The following is a 17047-nucleotide window of genomic DNA, read 5'->3' as shown; positions in this document are numbered from 1 at the left end:
TCGGCTCAGACAGCAGCGCCCATAGCGGCGGGCATGTCACCGGCATTGAGCAATCCATAGCCGAGATAGACACCATAGCCGGCAAGACCCAGCGCCACGAGCATGGTGACGACAACTCCGATCGTCCTGAGTTTGCTGCTGTCAGCATCCATGCCGAGCCCATGACAGATGCGCGCAACGATATAGAGCGGGGCAACGACCATCAGCACGGTGGTGTTGGCACCGCACAGTTCCAGCGCCGCGAACAGGATCAGGATTCCGGGCGTGTTTTCGGCGAAATTGAGCTGGGCCCGCATCCGTCGATGCAACAGGGTATTGCCGCCATCGCCATGATTGATCTTTTCCGCCATGCGGACCTGGCCACAGCGCATGCCCAGCCAGAAATTGACGAGCACCGCCGCAGCGGCGAAAATCAGCGTGATCGCAGGTAATGTCATGATGTCTCTCCCCCTGTCTGCCTTTTGTTTCAGCGATCATGGGGCAAAGTGCGGAGGGAGGCAATGCCTGTCCAAGGGCCCTGTGTTACCCGGCCACGGCCGGCAATGGTCAACGACCGCCTCGGCTCCGCACTTGCAAAGTCGCGGGAAATCGGTAATGGAGCGGGCAATCGGCTTTTGCGATTCCCTCCTGTTGCGCAACAATGACCGGCGCCGCCCCCGATAGAGACGGGGAGACGGTGACGGCGGATTTGCCAAGTAGGCTTGGGCACGTTAAGGGCCGCCGACCTTATTTGAACAGATTCTAGACAGGTAATCCCATGGCCGTCCCCAAGCGAAAGACCTCTCCGTCGAAGCGCGGCATGCGCCGCAGCCACGACTCGATCGCCGTTGAGGCTTTCCAGGAATGCTCGAACTGCGGTGAACTGAAGCGTCCGCACCATCTGTGCACGGCATGTGGCCATTATAATGGCCGCGAAGTGGTCGCGGTCGGCGCCTGAGACTGGCGCCCTGCCGGTCAGCCTGAAGCGAAAGGACCGCAAAGGTGGCAACTGAACCGCGGATCGCCATAGATGCGATGGGCGGGGATGAAGGTGTGCGCGTAATGGTCGCCGGTGCGGCCATCGCTTTTCAGCGCCATCCGCACCTGCGTTTTCTGTTTGTCGGCGACGAAGAGCGCATCGCGCGTCGCATTGACGAACACCCCGAACTGCGCCCGATCAGTGAGATCATTCATACCGATCAGGTCGTTTCCGGTGACGACAAGCCCAGCCAGGCACTGCGCAAGGCGCGCGGCAGCTCTATGGGATTGGCGATTGACGCGGTGAAACAGGGCCGGGCCGGCGGCGCTGTGTCCTCGGGCAATACCGGCGCGCTGATGGCGATGGCGAAGCTGGCGCTGCGCACCATGCCCGGGATAGACCGTCCGGCACTCGCGGCGATGCTGCCCTCCCTCGGTGACAATGATGTGGTGATGCTCGATCTGGGCGCCAACACCGAATGCGACGCCAATAACCTTGTCCAGTTCGCCCTGATGGGCGCAGCCTATTCGCGCACCGCCCTGGGCGTCCAGCGCCCCCGGGTTGCCCTGCTCAACATCGGCACCGAAGATCAAAAGGGCATCGAATCGGTCCGCGAGGCCGCGGCGATCCTTCGCGCCACCCAGGGGCTCCCGCTGGAGTTCAAAGGGTATATCGAAGGCGACAAGCTGTCGCGTGGTGATGTCGATGTGGTCGTGCACGACGGCTTTTCAGGCAATATCGCTCTCAAGACGATCGAAGGCACGGCCCGTTTTGTCACCGATCTGCTGCGCCGGGCATTCACCAGCTCTCTGCGTTCCAAATTCGGCTTCCTCATCTCCCGCCCTGCGACCGAGCTGCTCAAGCATCATCTTGATCCCAACAACCATAATGGAGCGGTCTTCCTCGGGCTCAATGGCGTGGTGCTGAAAAGCCATGGCAGCGCCAATGCGGTGGGTGTCGCCAATGCCATCCACGTCTGCGCCGAACTGGTCGAACAGGATATTGTCGGCCAGGTGCAGGCTGACCTTGCCGAGCTGCGCAAGCTTGAATCGGCCACAAAGGCGGACAGCGCAGCCCCGGCCGCGTCCATAGAGGATGCCCAATGACTCTTCAGTCGGTGATAAAGGGAACCGGCAGCGCCCTGCCGGCGCGCTGTGTAACCAATGCCGACCTCGCCCAGAAAGTCGACACAACCGACGAATGGATCATTGAACGCACCGGCATCCGCCAACGTCATATTGCCGGACAGGGGGAAACCACTGCCACCTTGGCGACCGACGCCGCCCGGGCCGCCCTGTCTGCCGCTGGCATCGCCGCCGGTGATATCGGCCTGATCGTGCTGGCAACGACAACGCCCGACAACACTTTTCCCGCCACTGCCACCAAGGTTCAGGCCCTGCTTGGCATCGACGATTGCGTCGCGTTTGACGTTGCAGCGGTTTGTTCCGGCTTTCTCTATGCCGTCAGCGTTGCCGACAGCATGATCAAAAATGGTGTTGCCCGCCACGCGCTGGTGATCGGTGCGGAAACGATGAGCCGCATCCTCGACTGGGAGGATCGCACCACCTGCGTCCTGTTCGGCGATGGCGCCGGCGCGATTGTCCTGTCTGCCGAGGAAGGTGACGGAAGCAAGGGTGTGCTTGCCTCGAAACTCCATGCTGATGGCCGCCACGGCCCCATGCTCTATGTTGACGGCGGTCCGTCGACCACCCAGACCGTTGGCTTCATCCGGATGCAGGGGCGCGAAGTGTTCCGCCATGCGGTGACCAACCTTGCCAGCGTCCTGACCGAAACGCTCGATGCCGCCGGTGTTGCGCCTGATGATGTCGACTGGGTGGTGCCGCATCAGGCCAATCGGCGCATCATTGATGCCACGGCAAAGAAATTGGGCCTGTCACCGGACCGCGTTGTCATGACCGTTGACCAGCACGCCAATACGTCAGCGGCCTCGGTCCCCCTCGCTCTCGATTGCGCGGTGCGCGACGGGCGTATCCGTCCCGGTCAACTGATCGTGCTGGAAGCAATGGGCGGCGGTTTCACTTGGGGTGCCAGCGTCATCCGCCTTTGAAAAAAGTGAGCGGGAACAATGGTCTTTGACTATCCCGGCACCATCCCCAGCAATAGTTCAAATCAACTGCATGTCTTGGCGCTTAACCTGAGCTGAATTGACGGATCAGTTGCCCTAACATGTCGATTTTATCCAAAAACACCGCAATTTGCGGCGTCATCACGCAATCATCTTGCAGAATGGTCAAGATGTCATTAGCCATTCGCTCTGTCATACCAGAATTGCCAAAAATGGGGACCGGGCGCATATGACTTTATCGACACTGACCAGGGCCGAATTGGCTGATGCCATCAATCGTGGTGTTGGGCTTTCCCGTGCGGATTCTTCACGCATGGTGGAATCGATCCTTGAGCATATCACCGCTGCATTGGCAAACGGAGAGCAGGTCAAGTTGACCGGCTTCGGCACCTTTGTCCTGCGCGACAAACGCGAACGCATTGGCCGCAATCCCAAGACCGGGGTCGAAGTGCCGATAACTCCACGCCGGGTGCTGGGCTTCCGAGCGAGTCAGTCAGTACGCGACCGTATCGCCCGACAGTCCTGAGCCGGCCATGAATGGGACAACAAATTCCAGACGCAAGGCGGCGAACGCGCTGCGCACCATTGGCGAAGTGGTAGAGGAAACCGGGATTGCCGCCCATGTCCTGCGCTACTGGGAGCGTCAGGTTTCCGCGCTGCGGCCAGTGCGGCGGGCCGGAGACCGCCGCTATTACCGCGCAGAAGATGTGGCGCTGATCAGCGAAATGGCTCGGCTGATCAATGATGAGGGCTATACGCTCGACGGAGCTGCCCGTGCGGCAACGGGCCGCAAGCGCACTACCGGCACAAAAGTGGCCCCTGCCTCCGATCCCGTCTATGCCAGCATGGCCAACGGGGCGCGGGGCGACGGCGCCATTTCGCTGGCCCGATTGCGCGACATTCGCGACCGGCTGCACGATTCGCTGGAACGCAACGCCTGACTGGTCGCTGGCTCCGGCCAGCGGCTGCTCAATCCTCTTCAGGACCCAATGCGGGATCGAGATCGCGCGGGCGGCACAAATGCACCAGCCGGCCACAGCGGCTGTCGACCGACGACCAATCATCAATGTCGAGTTCGATCGTCGCCAGCGCGGCGGTTGGAAACTTGATTTCCACCTCGTCACGCAACGGCGACGTGCCATTATCGGGCACCAGATCGAGGATCAGATCCTCCAGGCCTGGGTTATGCCCCGCCATCAGCACATGCTGCGCCTCGACCGGGCAATCGCGCAAACAGTCGATCAGCGTCACTGATGACGCCAGATAAATCCGCCGGTCCCAGTGCGGCTCGACATCGTCGAGCCCGGCTACCGGGATGAACACGTCCAGCGTCTCCACCACCCGCACCGCAGGCGAGGCAACAATGGCATCCACCGCCAGTCCCAGCCGACGGGCATGGACGCCAATGGCTTCGGCGGCTCGGCGGCCGCGTTCGTTGAGCGGACGGTCGAAATCGCGGGCTACCGGGTCATCCCATCCGGATTTGGCATGGCGCAACAGGCTGAGCGTTTTCATTGGGGCTGCTGGTCCTGTTGCACTCTGTTGCTCTCCCGATCAGGCGCCGACTCAAATTCAGGCGTCCTGCTGATTGCTCATGCCCGAAAGCGGCTGCCGGGAAAAGGCGGCACTGGCATCACCGGCGCGCGAAGCGGCAACCCGACGGATCGCATCATCCAGCGTGACCCGGTGGATCGGCGTACCGCTGGGAAAGGCGCTGAGGAAGCGGGATGGCACAGCCCCGGACAAGAGGACAAATTGACCGCGATCACCAGCCCGCCGGATCAGACGGCCAAAAGCCTGCGCCAGTCGGGTGCGGACCAGATCATCGTCATACAGCGTTCCCCTCCCGGTTACCGCCTGATGTGCCATGCGCCGCGCGGCGTGCAGCACAGATGGCTTGACCCAGGGTACGCCCTCCATCACCACCAGCCGCAACGAGTCTCCCGGCACGTCCACACCATCGCGCAACGCATCGGTGCCGAGCAGCGAGGCGCGCGGATCGTCACGGAAAATATCGACCAATGTGCCCGTATCGATCGGGTCGACATGCTGGGCATGGATGGGCAGGCCCGACCGGGCAAGATGGTCGGCGATGCGAGCATGCACGGCACGCAGCCGTCGGATCGCGGTGAACAGGCCCAATGTCCCGCCCTGTGACGCACTGATCAGCCGGGCATAGGCGTTGGCCAGCGCCGCCATGTCGCCCCGCTTTATGTCGGTGACAATCAGCACCTCCGCAGAACGGGCATAATCGAACGGACTTTCGGCGAGGAAATGCTGTGGCGGTTGCGGCAGATGCAACGCACCGCTGCGCTGGTCGGCTCGGTCCCAATCGCCAAGGGCCAGCGTCGCTGACGTCACCAGAACACCATGAGCCGGCGCCAGCACCGTCTCCGCCAGTGGCCGGCTCGGGTCCAGCCACCGCCGATGCAGGCCAATGTCCACCTCGCGCCCGTCAATCCTGTCAACCGCCAGCCAGTCGATAAAGGCCGGATCAGCCGGTCCGCCGATCCGCGCGACCAACTGCATCCAGGCGCGCACCGTGTCACGCCGCCAACCCAGACTCGACAGCGCACCCTCGACCCGCGCGCGTGCCTGGCCATCAAGCCAGTCTGGCGGTTCATCGAGCAAAGCCTCCATCCGCTGACCCAGCAAGGTCAGCGGGCGCAGCAATCGGTCCAGCGCCAGTGCCGCCTCTGCCGCGGCCGCCACCAATGGCCCATCAGGTTCCGCCAGTTCGGTCTCCAGACCATAGCCGGCATCGGCACCGCTACTGTCACTGGCTGCATCGCGGGCGTATACCAGCGCCCTGACGGCCGCGAGCAAATGCTCGACCGGCCCCTCCGGGCACCCTTCGGTCAGCCGTTGCAGCCAGCCCTCTCCCGGCAGTGCCAGTGCCGCCAGCCGGGCCGCCTCAATCGCCTCACCGCCGGCGTCATCATAGCTGGCGACATCGCCCAGCCGCGCGGCGAGACCGCGGCGACGGCCCTTGGTCTTGCCCTCCGGCCCGATCACCCATCGCCTCAGCTCGATCGCTTCCTGCCCAGTCAACGCGGCAGCAAAGATGGAATCCGCCGCATCAAACACATGATGGCCTTCGTCAAAGATGATCCGCGTCGGCGGGCTCTCCCCTTCCCGTCCCCGTGCGGCGTTGACCATCACCAGCGCATGGTTGGCGATGACAATGTCGGCCTCGCGTGCCGCCCGCGCCGATCGCTCGATGAAGCATCGGCGCCAGTGCGGACATCCGGCATAGACACATTCGCCGCGCCGGTCGGTCAGCGCGGTTGCGCCTGCCCTGCGGAACAGAGTGGGCAGCCAGCCGGGCAGATCACCCCCAACCATGTCGCCGTCGCGCGTATAGGCGGCCCAGCGAGAGGCCAGCCGTGCAAAAATCGCCGCGCGCCCGGAAAATCCGCCTTGCAGCGCATCTTCCAGATTGAGCAGGCACAGGTAGTTTTCCCGCCCCTTGCGCACCGCCACCTTGGCACGATGTTCCTTATCGCTGGCGTAGAGCCGCCGCGTCTCGCGCGCGAGTTGGCGCTGCAATGCCTTGGTATAGGTGGAAATATGAACGGCGCCGCCCGACGCCTCGCTCCATTCGGCCGCGGGTGCCAGATAGGCCAGCGTCTTGCCGATGCCGGTCCCCGCCTCGGCCAAAAGCATCGCCGGCGATCCGCCCTTGGCACGCGGTTTGAAAATGTCGGCCACAGCTTCGGCCATGGCCCGCTGGCCGGGCCGCTGTTCCGCGCCATGCCCCGTCAGGTCGGCCAGCCGCTCGGCGGCTGCAGCGGGCGGGATGACAATGGGGCGTGGCTGAGGGCGGGGCGCGCTCTCTTCCCATTCGGGCAGCCGGGCAAACAGACCTGGCTCTGCCGCCTTCGGCGTCGGCAGCCGCGCGCTGACCTCGGCCGACCATGGCCAGCGGGCCCGCGCCAGTCCCTGCGCCACATCCCATGCGCCGCCCCGTTCCGGCCAGTCAGGGTCGGTCAGCATCGCCAGTAATTTACCGGCACAGGCCAGCAACAGGCGCGGCACATCAGGATCACGTACTTCGGCCACGCCAATCTGCAACGCCGTCGCCAGCCCGCGTGGCGTCGGCACGGCAAAGCGGGCGGGATGCACAAAGGCAAAAAGTTCAAGCAGATCGAGCCCCGAAAGGTCGGGATAGCCCAATCGCTGTCCGACAATCGGCGCGCCGAGCACTATGGCGGGCGTGTCGGCAACCAGCCGGATCGCCTCGCCCCGGCCCAATGTCCGCGTCTCCCCATCGGGGCTCGCCAGCCAGATGCCGGCATGGCTCGCGTGGAGCGCGGGATAGGGCAATGGCTCAGCCATGGAGACAGGCGAAACAGCGGGGATGGGGGCAATTGCTCAACGGGGGCATGATCAAATCCCTCTAGCACAAGCAGCGGCAGGCAGGGGAACGAAAAGTAAACATTGCATCGTTTTTCGCGCCGCGGCGCTGCCGGCATCCGGCCTGACCCGGCGCACGCCCGGCGCTCAGGCCGGCTGGGCGGGACGGCGTTGGCGCAACGAGGCCCAGCTATAGAGCGCCAGACCGCACCAGATAAGCGGAAAGGCGATTGTGTGGGCGAGCGTCAATGGCTCGTTGAACAGAAACAGGCCGATCGCCAGCTGGATCGTTGGCCCGACATATTGCAGCAGACCCAGTGTCACCAGCGTCAGCCGCTGCGCGCCATAGGCGAACATCAGCAAGGGCACGGTGGTGATGATCCCGCTCGCCACCAACAGCCAGTTTGTCGCGGGGCCGGCCTGACCAAAGGCAAGATTGCCCTGCCATTGCCACCACAACAGCGCGGCAAGGGCCACAGGCGCCAAGAGCACCGTTTCCGCCGCCAGACCGACCAACGGCCCCGTAGGGATCAGCTTGCGGATCAACCCGTAAATGCCAAAGGTCAGTGCCAGGCTTACGCCGATCCACAGCGACGTGAGCGCCCCCGCGGCCAGCACCGCCACCCCGGCTCCGGCAAACGCAACCGCAAGCCACTGCACCCGGCTCAGCCGTTCGCCGAGCAACGCATAGCCCATCAGCACATTGAGCATCGGGATCAGATAATAGCCCAGGCTCGCCGCCACGACATGCCCGGCATTGACCGCCCAGACATAGATCAGCCAATTGCCCGCGATCAGCAGGGCGCTCGCCACCAGCGGCAGCAACAGCGTGCGGCTGCGGAACACGGTGATCAGTTCGGAGAGGCTGCGGCGGATCAGCAATATACCCATCACCAGCAGCAACGACCAGACCACCCGGTGCGCCACCACTTCCATCGACGGCACGCCATGCAGCGACCGGAAATAGAGCGGCAGGCTCCCCCACCAGGCATAGGCGCCTAACGCAGCCCAAAAGCCGCGCTGCGCATCCGGCGCGGCTGATGGCGTCATGGCCTGATCAGATGATGCCGCCGCCCATGAACAGGCGGACCACGCCGATGATGACGACAATCAGGTTGAGGTTGCGGCCGCCGCGGCTGCTCGACAATTGACCGAACGCCAGGCCGACAAGTGCCAGCGGGATGATCAGCCAATAGGCCCAGCCAAGGAACGGAAAAAAGGCCAAGATCCCCAGCAAGAGGGCGATGGAGCCGATGATGATCGAAATGATGTTGAGCATGGCGGCATCATGGCTGCGCACCGCCTGCTTGGCAAGCTGGCACGTCTGACTGTGGCATGAGTCCCGAAACTGCACAGAAATCCGCCGCCCTTAACCAGTCTTTCACCTTGTTTTGGGCATGGCAGATGGGTCAGAGTCCGCCCACGCTCCCCCGTCATGGGGACCGTTCTGGGAGTGTTAGCCATGTCACCTCGCCTCATGCTGGCCGGTACCGCCGTCCTGTTGAGCCTTTCCCTCGGCGCCTGCCGCGACAATGCCGAGCGCGCACAGCTTGCGGTGCAGGATGATGGCCTGACCTCGAATGATCCCGCCGTGCGCGGTGCGATCGAAGACCAGATCATGGTCGATCCCGCGCTGGCCGGCCGGTCCAATGCCGCTGCTGCCACCGTCGGTGCACAGCCTGTGACCGGCGGCGTGCCTGCCGCGCGGGCTGGCGGGTCGCCGCAGGACGCGGTCAACGACGTCCGCACCCAGGTCGGCACCTTGCTGTCCACCCCGGCGCCGGGCCGGTGGGAGGATACGTGCGACACCAATTGCAGCCGCGCCGCCGCCCGCCCCGCCACGCTGGGCGGCCTCGCCCGTGAACAGGCGGGCAATGGCTGCGCTGCCGACATCCGCTATGGCGCCGAATGGGCCAACCGCATGCCGGCGACCTTCCCCGTCTATCCGCGCGCCAATCTGGTCGAAGCGGCCGGTGTCGCCAACGGCACCTGCAACGTCCGCGTCGTCAATTTCCGCACCCGCGTGCCGATGCAGGCGGTGCTCGATTATTATTACACCCGCGCCACGCGTGACGGGTACAGCGCCGAACATCTGTTGCGGGGCAGCGAACATTATCTCGGCGGGACCAAGGGCGATTTCGCCTATGTCATCATGCTGCGCAATGAAGCCGGCGGCATCGTCGATGTGGATATTGTCGCCAGCGGCGGCAACTGACCGGCGCCGCCCCTCTCCCGCCTGACGGGAGAGGTCGCGCGCAGCCTGCCACCTGCCGCGCCCCGACCGCCGTCAGTGGCGGGTCGCGCCCCGGACGGCGCTGTCGTCACCGTTCATCCAGCCGAGCAGCCGCTCGACCTCGCGCCAGTGGCAATAGGTGACGGCATTGTCGCGCGCCCGGCTCTGTGCCGCCCTCAGCGCCGCAGCCATCGCCGCATCCTCGCCGAATTCGCGGGTCAGCGCCTGCGCCGCCTCGACCGCCTTTCGGCCGCTGAGGATGGGGGAATGTCCAGCAACATCAATGGGCTGCTGGCGACTGGCAAAGGTGGGTGCGTCCATGCCCCCTCCTAGCGCGAGGGGATGAACGATCCCGCCAAGAGGCAGGGTAAACGCCCGGCTAACCCTGAAAAACCCGGCACCCTGCGGGCGGACGGAGGTGCCCTTCGCCACCCCACCACACTCCCCCATTGCACAGCGCGCCGCGCGCCCTTACCGTCGCCTCATGTTGCGCAAGATCCTCCTCACCCTGCTCGCCCTCCTGCTCCTCGCCGGTGTCACCCTGTGGGTGATGAGCCGGCCCGATCAGGCCCGCCTGTCCAATGCGGAGCTGACCGGGCGCGTGCCGACCCTCTCGACACCCCGGCCAGAGGCCTTCCCCACGGTAAGGATCGCGACCGCCGTCGGCTGGCCCGCGGGCAAGACCCCGGTCGCCGCCCCCGGCCTCAGCGTCGCCGCCTTTGCGCGCGATCTTGAACATCCGCGCAACATCTATGTCCTGCCCAATGGCGATGTGCTGGTGGCGGAAACCAACATCACCCGCCGCAAACAGGGCGGCATCGCCGGCTGGATCGGAAAACAGATCATGGGCAAGGCGGGCGCGGGCGTCCCCTCGGCCAACCGCATCACCCTGCTCCGTGATGCGGATGGCGATGGCGTGGCCGAAGTGCGCACCGCCTTCCTCACCGGGCTCAATTCGCCCTATGGCATGGCGCTGGTGGGGAGCACGCTCTACGTCGCCAATACCGATGCGTTGATGGCCTATCCCTATACGCCCGGCGCCACCAGCATCACCGCGCCGGGGGAAAAGATCGTTGATCTGCCCGCTGCCGGGTCCAACAGCCACTGGACCAAGACGCTGGTCGCCGGGCCCGATGGCATCCTCTATGTCGGCGTCGGATCGAACAGCAATATCGCCGAAGGCGGCATGGCGTGGGAGCAAAATCGCGCCGCCGTGCTCGAAGTGCGGCCTCGCATCAAATATAAGCGGCCCTTTGCCACCGGCCTGCGCAATCCCTCCGGCCTCGCCATACAGCCCGGCACGGGGCAACTGTGGGCCTCGGTCAATGAACGCGACATGCTGGGGTCGGACATGGTGCCCGATTATCTGACCCGCGTCGATCTGGGCGATTTCTATGGCTGGCCCTGGTATTATTGGGGCGGCTTTGTCGATGATCGGGTGAAGGAAGCCGATATCGATGATCGCCGCCAATATGTCCGCCGCCCGGACTATGCGCTCGGCACCCACGTCGCCCCGCTGGGGATCAGCTTTGCCACCCCCGCCACCGCCACCCGCCTGGGCGCCCGCTATGGCAACGGCACCTTCGCCGCGCTCCACGGCAGCTGGAACCGCGTCCCCGCGGCGGGGTACAAGGTGGTGTTCGTCGCCTTTGGCCCCGACAACAAGCCGATGGACGCCCTGCCCATCGATATCCTCACCGGCTTCCTCAACGCCCAGGGCGAAGCCATGGGTCGCCCCGCCGACGCCCAGCCCGCCAGGGACGGCGCGCTGCTGGTCGCGGATGATGTGGGGAATGTGATCTGGCGGGTTGTGCGGCGGTAATCAAACTGGAAACAATGCCAACTGAGCGTCTTCCTCAGGAACCGCCGCCAACCGATCAGATCCAACTAACTCATCAAGGATCATCTTGAAATGATGATCCGTGGCACACCATCTCCAGTTGCTAGCACCACCAGTGCGCCCGCTCGCTTTCGCAAGTTCAGCAATATATGCGTCACCGAGACTGAAATCCTCGCCCTTAAAGATATCAGACTTAACCAATCTCTGTGCCACTCCAAAAATGGCCTTATAACTTTCATCGGCAACACGAGGGCCTTTGAAAACATAATAATTATTCTCATCCGAGTAACGCAAATGGGCGACCGTTCGCCCTTTGGATGGCCCGTATTGACCAGGAAATTCCAACGCATAGTCAGAAAACCCAAGCTCCAACCCATGATTGAGCAAAGTGTCCTGCATCTCTCTATATAATCGCCAATCACTCCTAGGAAATACGCCCGTCTCCCCTGCCTTCAATTTTAGTTGATCCGGGAATGAAGTGGCTCCCCAAAAAACTTTCGCCCACTTCTTTTCATCAACGAGACGAGCTAGGTGATAGGAAGCTATATCTTGTAGGTCACTTGAATCTATCTGTGCCAAAGACGATGCATCTATTAAAAGAATGGAATTAGCCGATACACTTCCAATATTCTCTACAATTTGCTCTAGAGCTGAGCTGGTCTCTATGGTCTCTAAATCAAAAAGTGAAACCTTTAGACATACTATCGAAATCTCGTTTTGCTTAACGAAACGGGAAACTGCAGCCATATAGGCAGGAGTGCTATTAAGTGAAAATATAGGTGCAGCCCTTGCGCCAAATAGCGCCGCACGATTGATTAACTCGGTCAAAGGATGAACATGAAACCCTTCGCAATGGCGATCATCATCGATCAACGACGCATCGATAAATACTAATCTCTTACCCCAAGCCTCAAAAAGTTTCTTACCGAAACCGCATATATACTCAGTTACAGTCTCAACCTTCTTCGCTTCTATGTCGAAGCTCCCAGCAGGCGGTATCGTGAAAGCAGGTATCACAAATTCTCTGCGTCGCTCAGGAAGCGATGCCAAACTCCAGCGTTCACCTGCTTTCCACTTCAGCTGGGGCATATAGACAGCGCTTGCGACTCTCATTTCAGCTATCCCAAAGTTGATGTTGCGCCAATACCGCTCTAACTTCTCCGGAACCTAAAAGTCCGGAAAACTCATTGTATCCTCGCTCCCTACGTATCCGGCCGGCAATTAGAGCAGGATGCAAATTGTGTCGTGCTGCGAAACTCTTAACGTCCGCCACCTTTGTCGTGAATCTTACTAGTGATGAACGCCAAATTACTGTTGGTAAAATGGCATTCTCAGCAAATTCATCTGCTTCCTTTTCAAGTCGATCTTCTGATCCAGAAGCTGATGACTCATCGATCATCGCCTCAGCAATAACCTTATCCCAATGTCTCACCAAATGTCCAAGCTCATGCAACAACACGAACCAGAAATTATCAACGCGGTCATGACGGAGACTCATACCGATGACACCATACTGACCATCGAGTGACATAGCGGCGCCGTCTATTTTGGTTTTTTGAAGATGAGGCGCAAAAACTACGATGATGCCATAGCTGAGAAGCAATTCTATAGCATCAATTATCCCATTGTTTTGACTGCTTAATTGCGCAATCCGGCCGCATATATCTGCGGGCAGTACGGTGAATCGATTCGCAAGATGCACCCGCGCACGAGCCAGTGTCAGAATACGAGCTTGCCATGCCAGCAGAGCTGCCAATCGTTCTGTCGTCATTCTTCCGCTAGTCTTGCGATGCAAAACAGCTGTCATCTCTCTCGGTGCAGACTGAATAAATTCAGATATCGCCTGCTGTCGCTCTTGCTTATCTAGGCGGCGTAAATTTAGCTTTTCGTTGAACCATCCCTTGCTATTCATTTCTGCAATGGGAAAATCCTCAAGGCTCAACCCTTCAGGCAGCATCGCTCTTTGGTCATATACAGAGGATAACTGGAATTTCCCGTTAACAGAAAGTCCCAATGCAACAGCGATTTCCGAAAGACGGCGTAAACTAGCCGACTCGTAAAATTCTTTTTCGTATTTTTGTATTTGTTGCTCTCGAAGACCTGCAGCATTGGCTAGAGCACTTTGCGTGAAGCGCTTGGAAATGCGCGCTTGAATGAGCGCCTTACCAATATCATAGATCGATTCGAACTCCAATTCATTGAAATGACGAGACTTGAGTTGTTCGTACTCATTCAATTCCTTGCTGAGTTCTTCGATTTGCTGTATATATGAATCCCGTTGAGCCTTGACAATAACTGGAGAAATACCCTCTTGAATGGATTTTATTAAATCAAAATCATCCAGAGCCTGCTGATACATGCTCATGGCAGACTTAGATATTTTATATTCCCGCTCGTTCCTTATCATGAGTTTAGCAAATCCACTGCTCGTAGCTGAATGCCTACCATTCCTCGCTCCTCTCCTGTTATTTTGTCTCGCGCCAAAAATTTATAGTGGACACTATCCACGCCGCCGATCAGCAAGTCCCCTCTGTATATTTGCCGACGCTCTACCCTGCAGGACTCGTCATAGATGATCCGATCTAAGCTAGGCAGAACCCCGACGGGATCCCAACAGGCGTCAAAATCCCCCGGCTCTTCCTTGCTTGTCACGAAACTCCCTCCGACAAAAATGCGCTTGCATCCAGCTTGGTGGAGAGAGCGGCAAGCATTTATAAAACCATCGTAAATCCATGATCTACAAGCATTTGTAACGAACTGGGCTCTGAATTCCCGGAGCGCCATTCGGTGTAGGCCCGGGGGAAGTATGTGTTGGGGGGCTCCAGATGGCGATAGGATCAGCGGCGACATAACACAACAATATCGTTGTGTTATGTATTAGGCAAGAGTGGACGGACCGGACCAGTTTCGGCAAAAAAAAACGGCCCGGCGAGCAACCTCGCCGGGCCAAACAATTGCACAGTTTAGTTTGGATCAAACCCGCATCGGCATCAGTACATACAGTGCCGGTGACTTGTCATTTTCCTTGATCAGCGTCGGCGCGCTGGCGTCGGCCAGGTGGAGTTCCACGCTGTCGCCGTCGATCTGGTCGATGATGTCTTTGAGGTAACGGGCGTTGAAGCCGATTTCGATCGGCGCGCTGCTGTATCCGCCGGAGACTTCCTCGCTCGCCGTGCCATTTTCGGGGCTGGTGACGGAGAGGGTGACGCGGTCATTGTCGAGCGCCATTTTCACCGCGCGCGTCTTGTCGGTGGCGATGGTCGCCACACGGTCAACGCCCTGGCCGAACGCCTTGGGATCCACCTTCAGTATCTTGTCATTCTGCGTCGGGATGACGCGGCTGTAATCGGGGAAGGTGCCGTCGATCAGCTTGCTGGTCAGCACCGCGCTGCCCAGCGTGAAGCGGATCTTGCTGGGGGAAAGTTCCACCTGCACCCGCGCATCGCCCACTTCCTGGAGCAGCTTGTGCAGCTCACCCACGCATTTGCGCGGCACGATCACGTCGGGCATGGATTCCGCACCGGCGGGCCGGGGCAGCGTATAGCGGGCGAGGCGGTGGCCATCGGTCGCTGCGGCGCGCAGCAGGCCCTCGCCCTCGTCCGAGACATGCAGGAAAATGCCGTTGAGATAATAACGCGTTTCCTCGGTCGAGATGGCAAAGCGCGTCTTTTCGATGATCCTGACGATATCCTTGGCGTCCAGTTCGAAACTGGTCGGCAGGTCGCCTTCGGCAATAACCGGGAAGTCATCGCGCGGCAGCGTCTTCAGCTTGGACTGGTAACGGCCGGCGCGGACCAGCATTTCGCCGTCGGCGGCGCTCAGCGCGACTTCGCTGCCTTCGGGCAGCTTGCGGGCGATTTCGAACAGCAGGTGGGCCGACACGGTCGTCGCGCCGGGCACTTCCACCTTGGCATCGATCGTTTCGACAATCTGCATGTCGAGGTCGGTCGCCATCACCCGGATGACCGAAGTGCCGATCGCCTCGATCAGCACGTTGGACAGGATGGGGATGGTGTTGCGCCGTTCGACCACTGACTGGATGTGGCCCAGGCACCGCAACAAGACCGCCCGTTCAATTTTCGCCTGCATGCCGTTTGTGTCCGTCTCTTCATGCCTGACGGGTGCGACCCGTCACCTGTGTGTGCGGGGAGAAAGCGGTTCCGGCGATGGTGCCGAATGCCGTCCGGCGCGTGGCCGATTCCCCCCATCCGTGGCGGACTATCCTTAACGGCTCGCGCGCGAGTCGCAAGGCGCGCGGGACTATCCGTCACCATGGTGGAACGGATTTTGTTGTGCGGGGCCGATTTTGGGGGATAAGTCGCGCGGATGAACCTCTCGATGACCAGCGCGCCGCCCCATGCCCTCCCGTCTTTGCCGCCTGTGCGCGGCCGCCTGTTCATCGCCCGCCATGGTGAAACCGTGTTCAACGCGGCCCGGCGGATGCAGGGGCAGGGACAGGTGCACACGCCGCTGACCCGCACCGGCTTTGCCCAGGCGGATGCGATGGGCGCCGCGCTCGCCCGCTGGCTGGCAGAGGAAGCCGCCGCCGGCCGCCGCGCCGCCGATGCCCCGCTTGAGCTGCACGCGTCGAGCGCCGGCCGCGCGCTGCAAACCCTCGCGGTGATGGCCGAACATCTGCCCGGCGCCGATTGGCACAGCGTCCGCGCCGACCGGCGGCTGGAGGAAATTGACGTGGGGGACTGGTCGGGCCTCTACTACCCCGATCTGGCGGTGGAGCATGGCAGTTTCATCTGTCCCGACACCGGCCTGTTCACCCGGGTCGGGCCCGGTGGGGAAAGCTATGGCGATGTCGCGGCGCGGCTCAGCGACTGGCTGGGCGCGGTGGGCGGCGATGATGTTGACCGGCTCGTCGTCATGCACGGCATGTCGAGCCGGGTGCTGCGCGGCCTGCTTTTGGGGCGGGAAACCGACGCACGGTTCGGTGCGCCCGCGGCGCCGGGGATTCCGCAGGGCAGCTTCGTTCTGATTGACTGTAACGCATTGAATAACAACGGTAATGTCGGCGAAACCCTGATCCGGCTGGACCCCCATGGAGAGGTGGAATGAGGCTCTATCTCGCCTTCACTTTCGCCGCCCTCACCACCCTCACCGCCGCGCTCCCCGCCACCCCCGCCCTCGCCCGCGATTCACTCGGCGTCTTCGGCGACTGGGGCGCCTTCCGCGATCCCGAAACGCCGCGCTGCTACGCCATTGCCGAGCCCGAATCCGCCACCATAGCCGGCGGCTATGCCACCATCGGCTTTTGGCCCGCCGACCGCGTCCGCAGCCAGATTTTCCTGCGTTTCCCTCGCCCGCTCGACACCCGCCGCGCCCCCGCGCTGACCATCGGCAGCCAGCGATTCCTGCTCAGCCCGCGCGGCGCAGGTGCCTGGGCGCGCGACGCCCGCATGGACGCCGCCATCGTCGCCGCGATGCGCAGCTCGACCGCCATGTCTGTCACCGCCATTGGCCAGCGCGGCGGAACCATGACCGCCAGTTGGCGCCTGCGCGGCGCCGCCACCGCGATCGACGCCGCCGCGCTCGGCTGCGCCCGTCGCTAGTTTGCTGACGCCC

The 17047-nt window shown here is 61.8% G+C and carries 19 protein-coding genes; 9 read left to right on the top strand and 10 right to left on the bottom strand.

All coding sequences use genetic code 11. The features are described 5' to 3' along the window. Window positions 1-5: 5 nt before the first annotated feature. Entirely contained in the window at window positions 6-437 is a 432-nt protein-coding gene (locus tag GV829_RS07635) for an MAPEG family protein (RefSeq protein ID WP_169945497.1), read from the bottom strand. A 320-nt stretch (window positions 438-757) separates the two neighbouring features. Here GV829_RS07635 and rpmF point away from each other — a divergent pair, with 320 nt between their 5' ends. From rpmF to GV829_RS07610, 5 genes are all read left to right on the top strand, one after another. Next, window positions 758-937 (top strand): 50S ribosomal protein L32, encoded by a 180-nt coding sequence (gene rpmF, locus GV829_RS07630; RefSeq protein WP_169945496.1) that lies wholly within the window; start codon window positions 758-760, stop codon window positions 935-937. 44 nt (window positions 938-981) lie between these two features. After that, a complete protein-coding gene (gene plsX, locus GV829_RS07625) occupies window positions 982-2064 on the top strand; it encodes a phosphate acyltransferase PlsX (RefSeq protein WP_169945494.1) in 1083 nt (360 codons plus the stop codon). Further along, entirely contained in the window at window positions 2061-3026 is a 966-nt protein-coding gene (locus GV829_RS07620; protein ID WP_169945492.1) for a beta-ketoacyl-ACP synthase III, read from the top strand. Before plsX ends, GV829_RS07620 begins: the two co-directional genes overlap by 4 nt. A 247-nt stretch (window positions 3027-3273) precedes the next feature. Further along, entirely contained in the window at window positions 3274-3570 is a 297-nt protein-coding gene (locus GV829_RS07615; protein WP_169945490.1) for an integration host factor subunit alpha, read from the top strand. Window positions 3571-3577: 7 nt separating this feature from the next. Beyond that, on the top strand, window positions 3578-3985 hold the full coding sequence (locus GV829_RS07610) for a MerR family transcriptional regulator (RefSeq protein WP_169945488.1): 408 nt from the start codon (window positions 3578-3580) through the stop codon (window positions 3983-3985). Between the two features lie 28 nt (window positions 3986-4013). Here GV829_RS07610 and GV829_RS07605 read toward each other — a convergent pair whose 3' ends face one another. The 4 genes from GV829_RS07605 to GV829_RS07590 form a co-directional block, all read right to left on the bottom strand. Further along, window positions 4014-4559: a SixA phosphatase family protein gene (locus GV829_RS07605; RefSeq protein ID WP_169945486.1), complete on the bottom strand. Its 546-nt coding sequence runs from the start codon at window positions 4557-4559 to the stop codon at window positions 4014-4016. A gap of 57 nt (window positions 4560-4616) precedes the next feature. Then, a complete protein-coding gene (locus GV829_RS07600) occupies window positions 4617-7382 on the bottom strand; it encodes an ATP-dependent DNA helicase (protein ID WP_169945485.1) in 2766 nt (921 codons plus the stop codon). A 165-nt stretch (window positions 7383-7547) separates the two neighbouring features. After that, window positions 7548-8450 carry an EamA family transporter RarD gene (gene rarD, locus GV829_RS07595; protein ID WP_169945483.1) on the bottom strand — a complete coding sequence of 301 codons (903 nt, stop codon included), beginning with the start codon at window positions 8448-8450 and terminating at the stop codon, window positions 7548-7550. 7 nt (window positions 8451-8457) lie between these two features. After that, entirely contained in the window at window positions 8458-8679 is a 222-nt protein-coding gene (locus tag GV829_RS07590; RefSeq protein WP_169945481.1) for a hypothetical protein, read from the bottom strand. A 183-nt stretch (window positions 8680-8862) separates the two neighbouring features. Between GV829_RS07590 and GV829_RS07585 the strand changes: the two genes are divergently transcribed. Then, the gene (locus GV829_RS07585; RefSeq protein WP_246202763.1) at window positions 8863-9615 is read left to right on the top strand and encodes a hypothetical protein; all 753 of its coding nucleotides are present in this window, start codon (window positions 8863-8865) and stop codon (window positions 9613-9615) included. 72 nt (window positions 9616-9687) lie between these two features. On the opposite strand, the gene GV829_RS07580 is transcribed toward GV829_RS07585, so the two are convergent. Then, a complete protein-coding gene (locus GV829_RS07580; RefSeq protein WP_169945479.1) occupies window positions 9688-9954 on the bottom strand; it encodes a hypothetical protein in 267 nt (88 codons plus the stop codon). Window positions 9955-10117: 163 nt separating this feature from the next. Between GV829_RS07580 and GV829_RS07575 the strand changes: the two genes are divergently transcribed. Continuing rightward, window positions 10118-11455, top strand: a complete 1338-nt coding sequence (locus tag GV829_RS07575; protein WP_169945477.1) for a PQQ-dependent sugar dehydrogenase — start codon at window positions 10118-10120, stop codon at window positions 11453-11455. Here GV829_RS07575 and GV829_RS07570 read toward each other — a convergent pair whose 3' ends face one another. From GV829_RS07570 to dnaN, 4 genes are all read right to left on the bottom strand, one after another. Further along, complete coding sequence (locus GV829_RS07570; RefSeq protein ID WP_169945475.1) at window positions 11456-12562, bottom strand: beta family protein; 1107 nt, start codon at window positions 12560-12562, stop codon at window positions 11456-11458. It lies immediately after the preceding gene. A gap of 25 nt (window positions 12563-12587) precedes the next feature. Beyond that, entirely contained in the window at window positions 12588-13838 is a 1251-nt protein-coding gene (locus GV829_RS07565; RefSeq protein WP_169945473.1) for a helix-turn-helix domain-containing protein, read from the bottom strand. 38 nt (window positions 13839-13876) lie between these two features. Next, window positions 13877-14323 (bottom strand): DUF6932 family protein, encoded by a 447-nt coding sequence (locus GV829_RS14440; protein ID WP_425505407.1) that lies wholly within the window; start codon window positions 14321-14323, stop codon window positions 13877-13879. Between the two features lie 123 nt (window positions 14324-14446). After that, window positions 14447-15562: a DNA polymerase III subunit beta gene (dnaN, locus tag GV829_RS07560; protein ID WP_169945471.1), complete on the bottom strand. Its 1116-nt coding sequence runs from the start codon at window positions 15560-15562 to the stop codon at window positions 14447-14449. 249 nt (window positions 15563-15811) lie between these two features. Between dnaN and GV829_RS07555 the strand changes: the two genes are divergently transcribed. Both GV829_RS07555 and GV829_RS07550 read left to right on the top strand, forming a co-directional pair. Then, complete coding sequence (locus GV829_RS07555; protein ID WP_169945469.1) at window positions 15812-16540, top strand: histidine phosphatase family protein; 729 nt, start codon at window positions 15812-15814, stop codon at window positions 16538-16540. After that, window positions 16537-17034, top strand: coding sequence for a hypothetical protein (locus GV829_RS07550; protein WP_169945467.1), 498 nt, complete (start codon window positions 16537-16539; stop codon window positions 17032-17034). Before GV829_RS07555 ends, GV829_RS07550 begins: the two co-directional genes overlap by 4 nt. Window positions 17035-17047 lie beyond the last annotated feature (13 nt).

It is taken from the genome of Sphingomonas lacunae (genome assembly GCF_012979535.1).
Lineage (GTDB): Bacteria > Pseudomonadota > Alphaproteobacteria > Sphingomonadales > Sphingomonadaceae > Sphingopyxis > Sphingopyxis lacunae.
The sequence above is the reverse complement of the archived record's forward strand: the minus strand, read 5'-3'. Positions and strand labels throughout refer to the sequence as shown.

Bases quoted from the DNA above. Each gene is read 5' to 3' on its own strand.
- GV829_RS07550 (WP_169945467.1), top strand. From the start codon at position 16,537: ATGAGGCTCTATCTCGCCTTCACTTTCGCCGCCCTCACCACCCTCACC.
- GV829_RS07555 (WP_169945469.1), top strand. From the start codon at position 15,812: ATGACCAGCGCGCCGCCCCATGCCCTCCCGTCTTTGCCGCCTGTGCGC.
- GV829_RS07635 (WP_169945497.1), bottom strand. From the start codon at position 437: ATGACATTACCTGCGATCACGCTGATTTTCGCCGCTGCGGCGGTGCTC.
- rpmF (WP_169945496.1), top strand. From the start codon at position 758: ATGGCCGTCCCCAAGCGAAAGACCTCTCCGTCGAAGCGCGGCATGCGC.
- GV829_RS14440 (WP_425505407.1), bottom strand. From the start codon at position 14,323: ATGTCGCCGCTGATCCTATCGCCATCTGGAGCCCCCCAACACATACTT.
- GV829_RS07565 (WP_169945473.1), bottom strand. From the start codon at position 13,838: ATGAGCATGTATCAGCAGGCTCTGGATGATTTTGATTTAATAAAATCC.
- GV829_RS07590 (WP_169945481.1), bottom strand. From the start codon at position 8,679: ATGCTCAACATCATTTCGATCATCATCGGCTCCATCGCCCTCTTGCTG.
- GV829_RS07610 (WP_169945488.1), top strand. From the start codon at position 3,578: ATGAATGGGACAACAAATTCCAGACGCAAGGCGGCGAACGCGCTGCGC.
- rarD (WP_169945483.1), bottom strand. From the start codon at position 8,450: ATGACGCCATCAGCCGCGCCGGATGCGCAGCGCGGCTTTTGGGCTGCG.
- dnaN (WP_169945471.1), bottom strand. From the start codon at position 15,562: ATGCAGGCGAAAATTGAACGGGCGGTCTTGTTGCGGTGCCTGGGCCAC.
- GV829_RS07600 (WP_169945485.1), bottom strand. From the start codon at position 7,382: ATGGCTGAGCCATTGCCCTATCCCGCGCTCCACGCGAGCCATGCCGGC.
- GV829_RS07605 (WP_169945486.1), bottom strand. From the start codon at position 4,559: ATGAAAACGCTCAGCCTGTTGCGCCATGCCAAATCCGGATGGGATGAC.
- GV829_RS07620 (WP_169945492.1), top strand. From the start codon at position 2,061: ATGACTCTTCAGTCGGTGATAAAGGGAACCGGCAGCGCCCTGCCGGCG.
- GV829_RS07580 (WP_169945479.1), bottom strand. From the start codon at position 9,954: ATGGACGCACCCACCTTTGCCAGTCGCCAGCAGCCCATTGATGTTGCT.
- GV829_RS07575 (WP_169945477.1), top strand. From the start codon at position 10,118: ATGTTGCGCAAGATCCTCCTCACCCTGCTCGCCCTCCTGCTCCTCGCC.
- GV829_RS07615 (WP_169945490.1), top strand. From the start codon at position 3,274: ATGACTTTATCGACACTGACCAGGGCCGAATTGGCTGATGCCATCAAT.
- GV829_RS07585 (WP_246202763.1), top strand. From the start codon at position 8,863: ATGTCACCTCGCCTCATGCTGGCCGGTACCGCCGTCCTGTTGAGCCTT.
- GV829_RS07570 (WP_169945475.1), bottom strand. From the start codon at position 12,562: ATGCCCCAGCTGAAGTGGAAAGCAGGTGAACGCTGGAGTTTGGCATCG.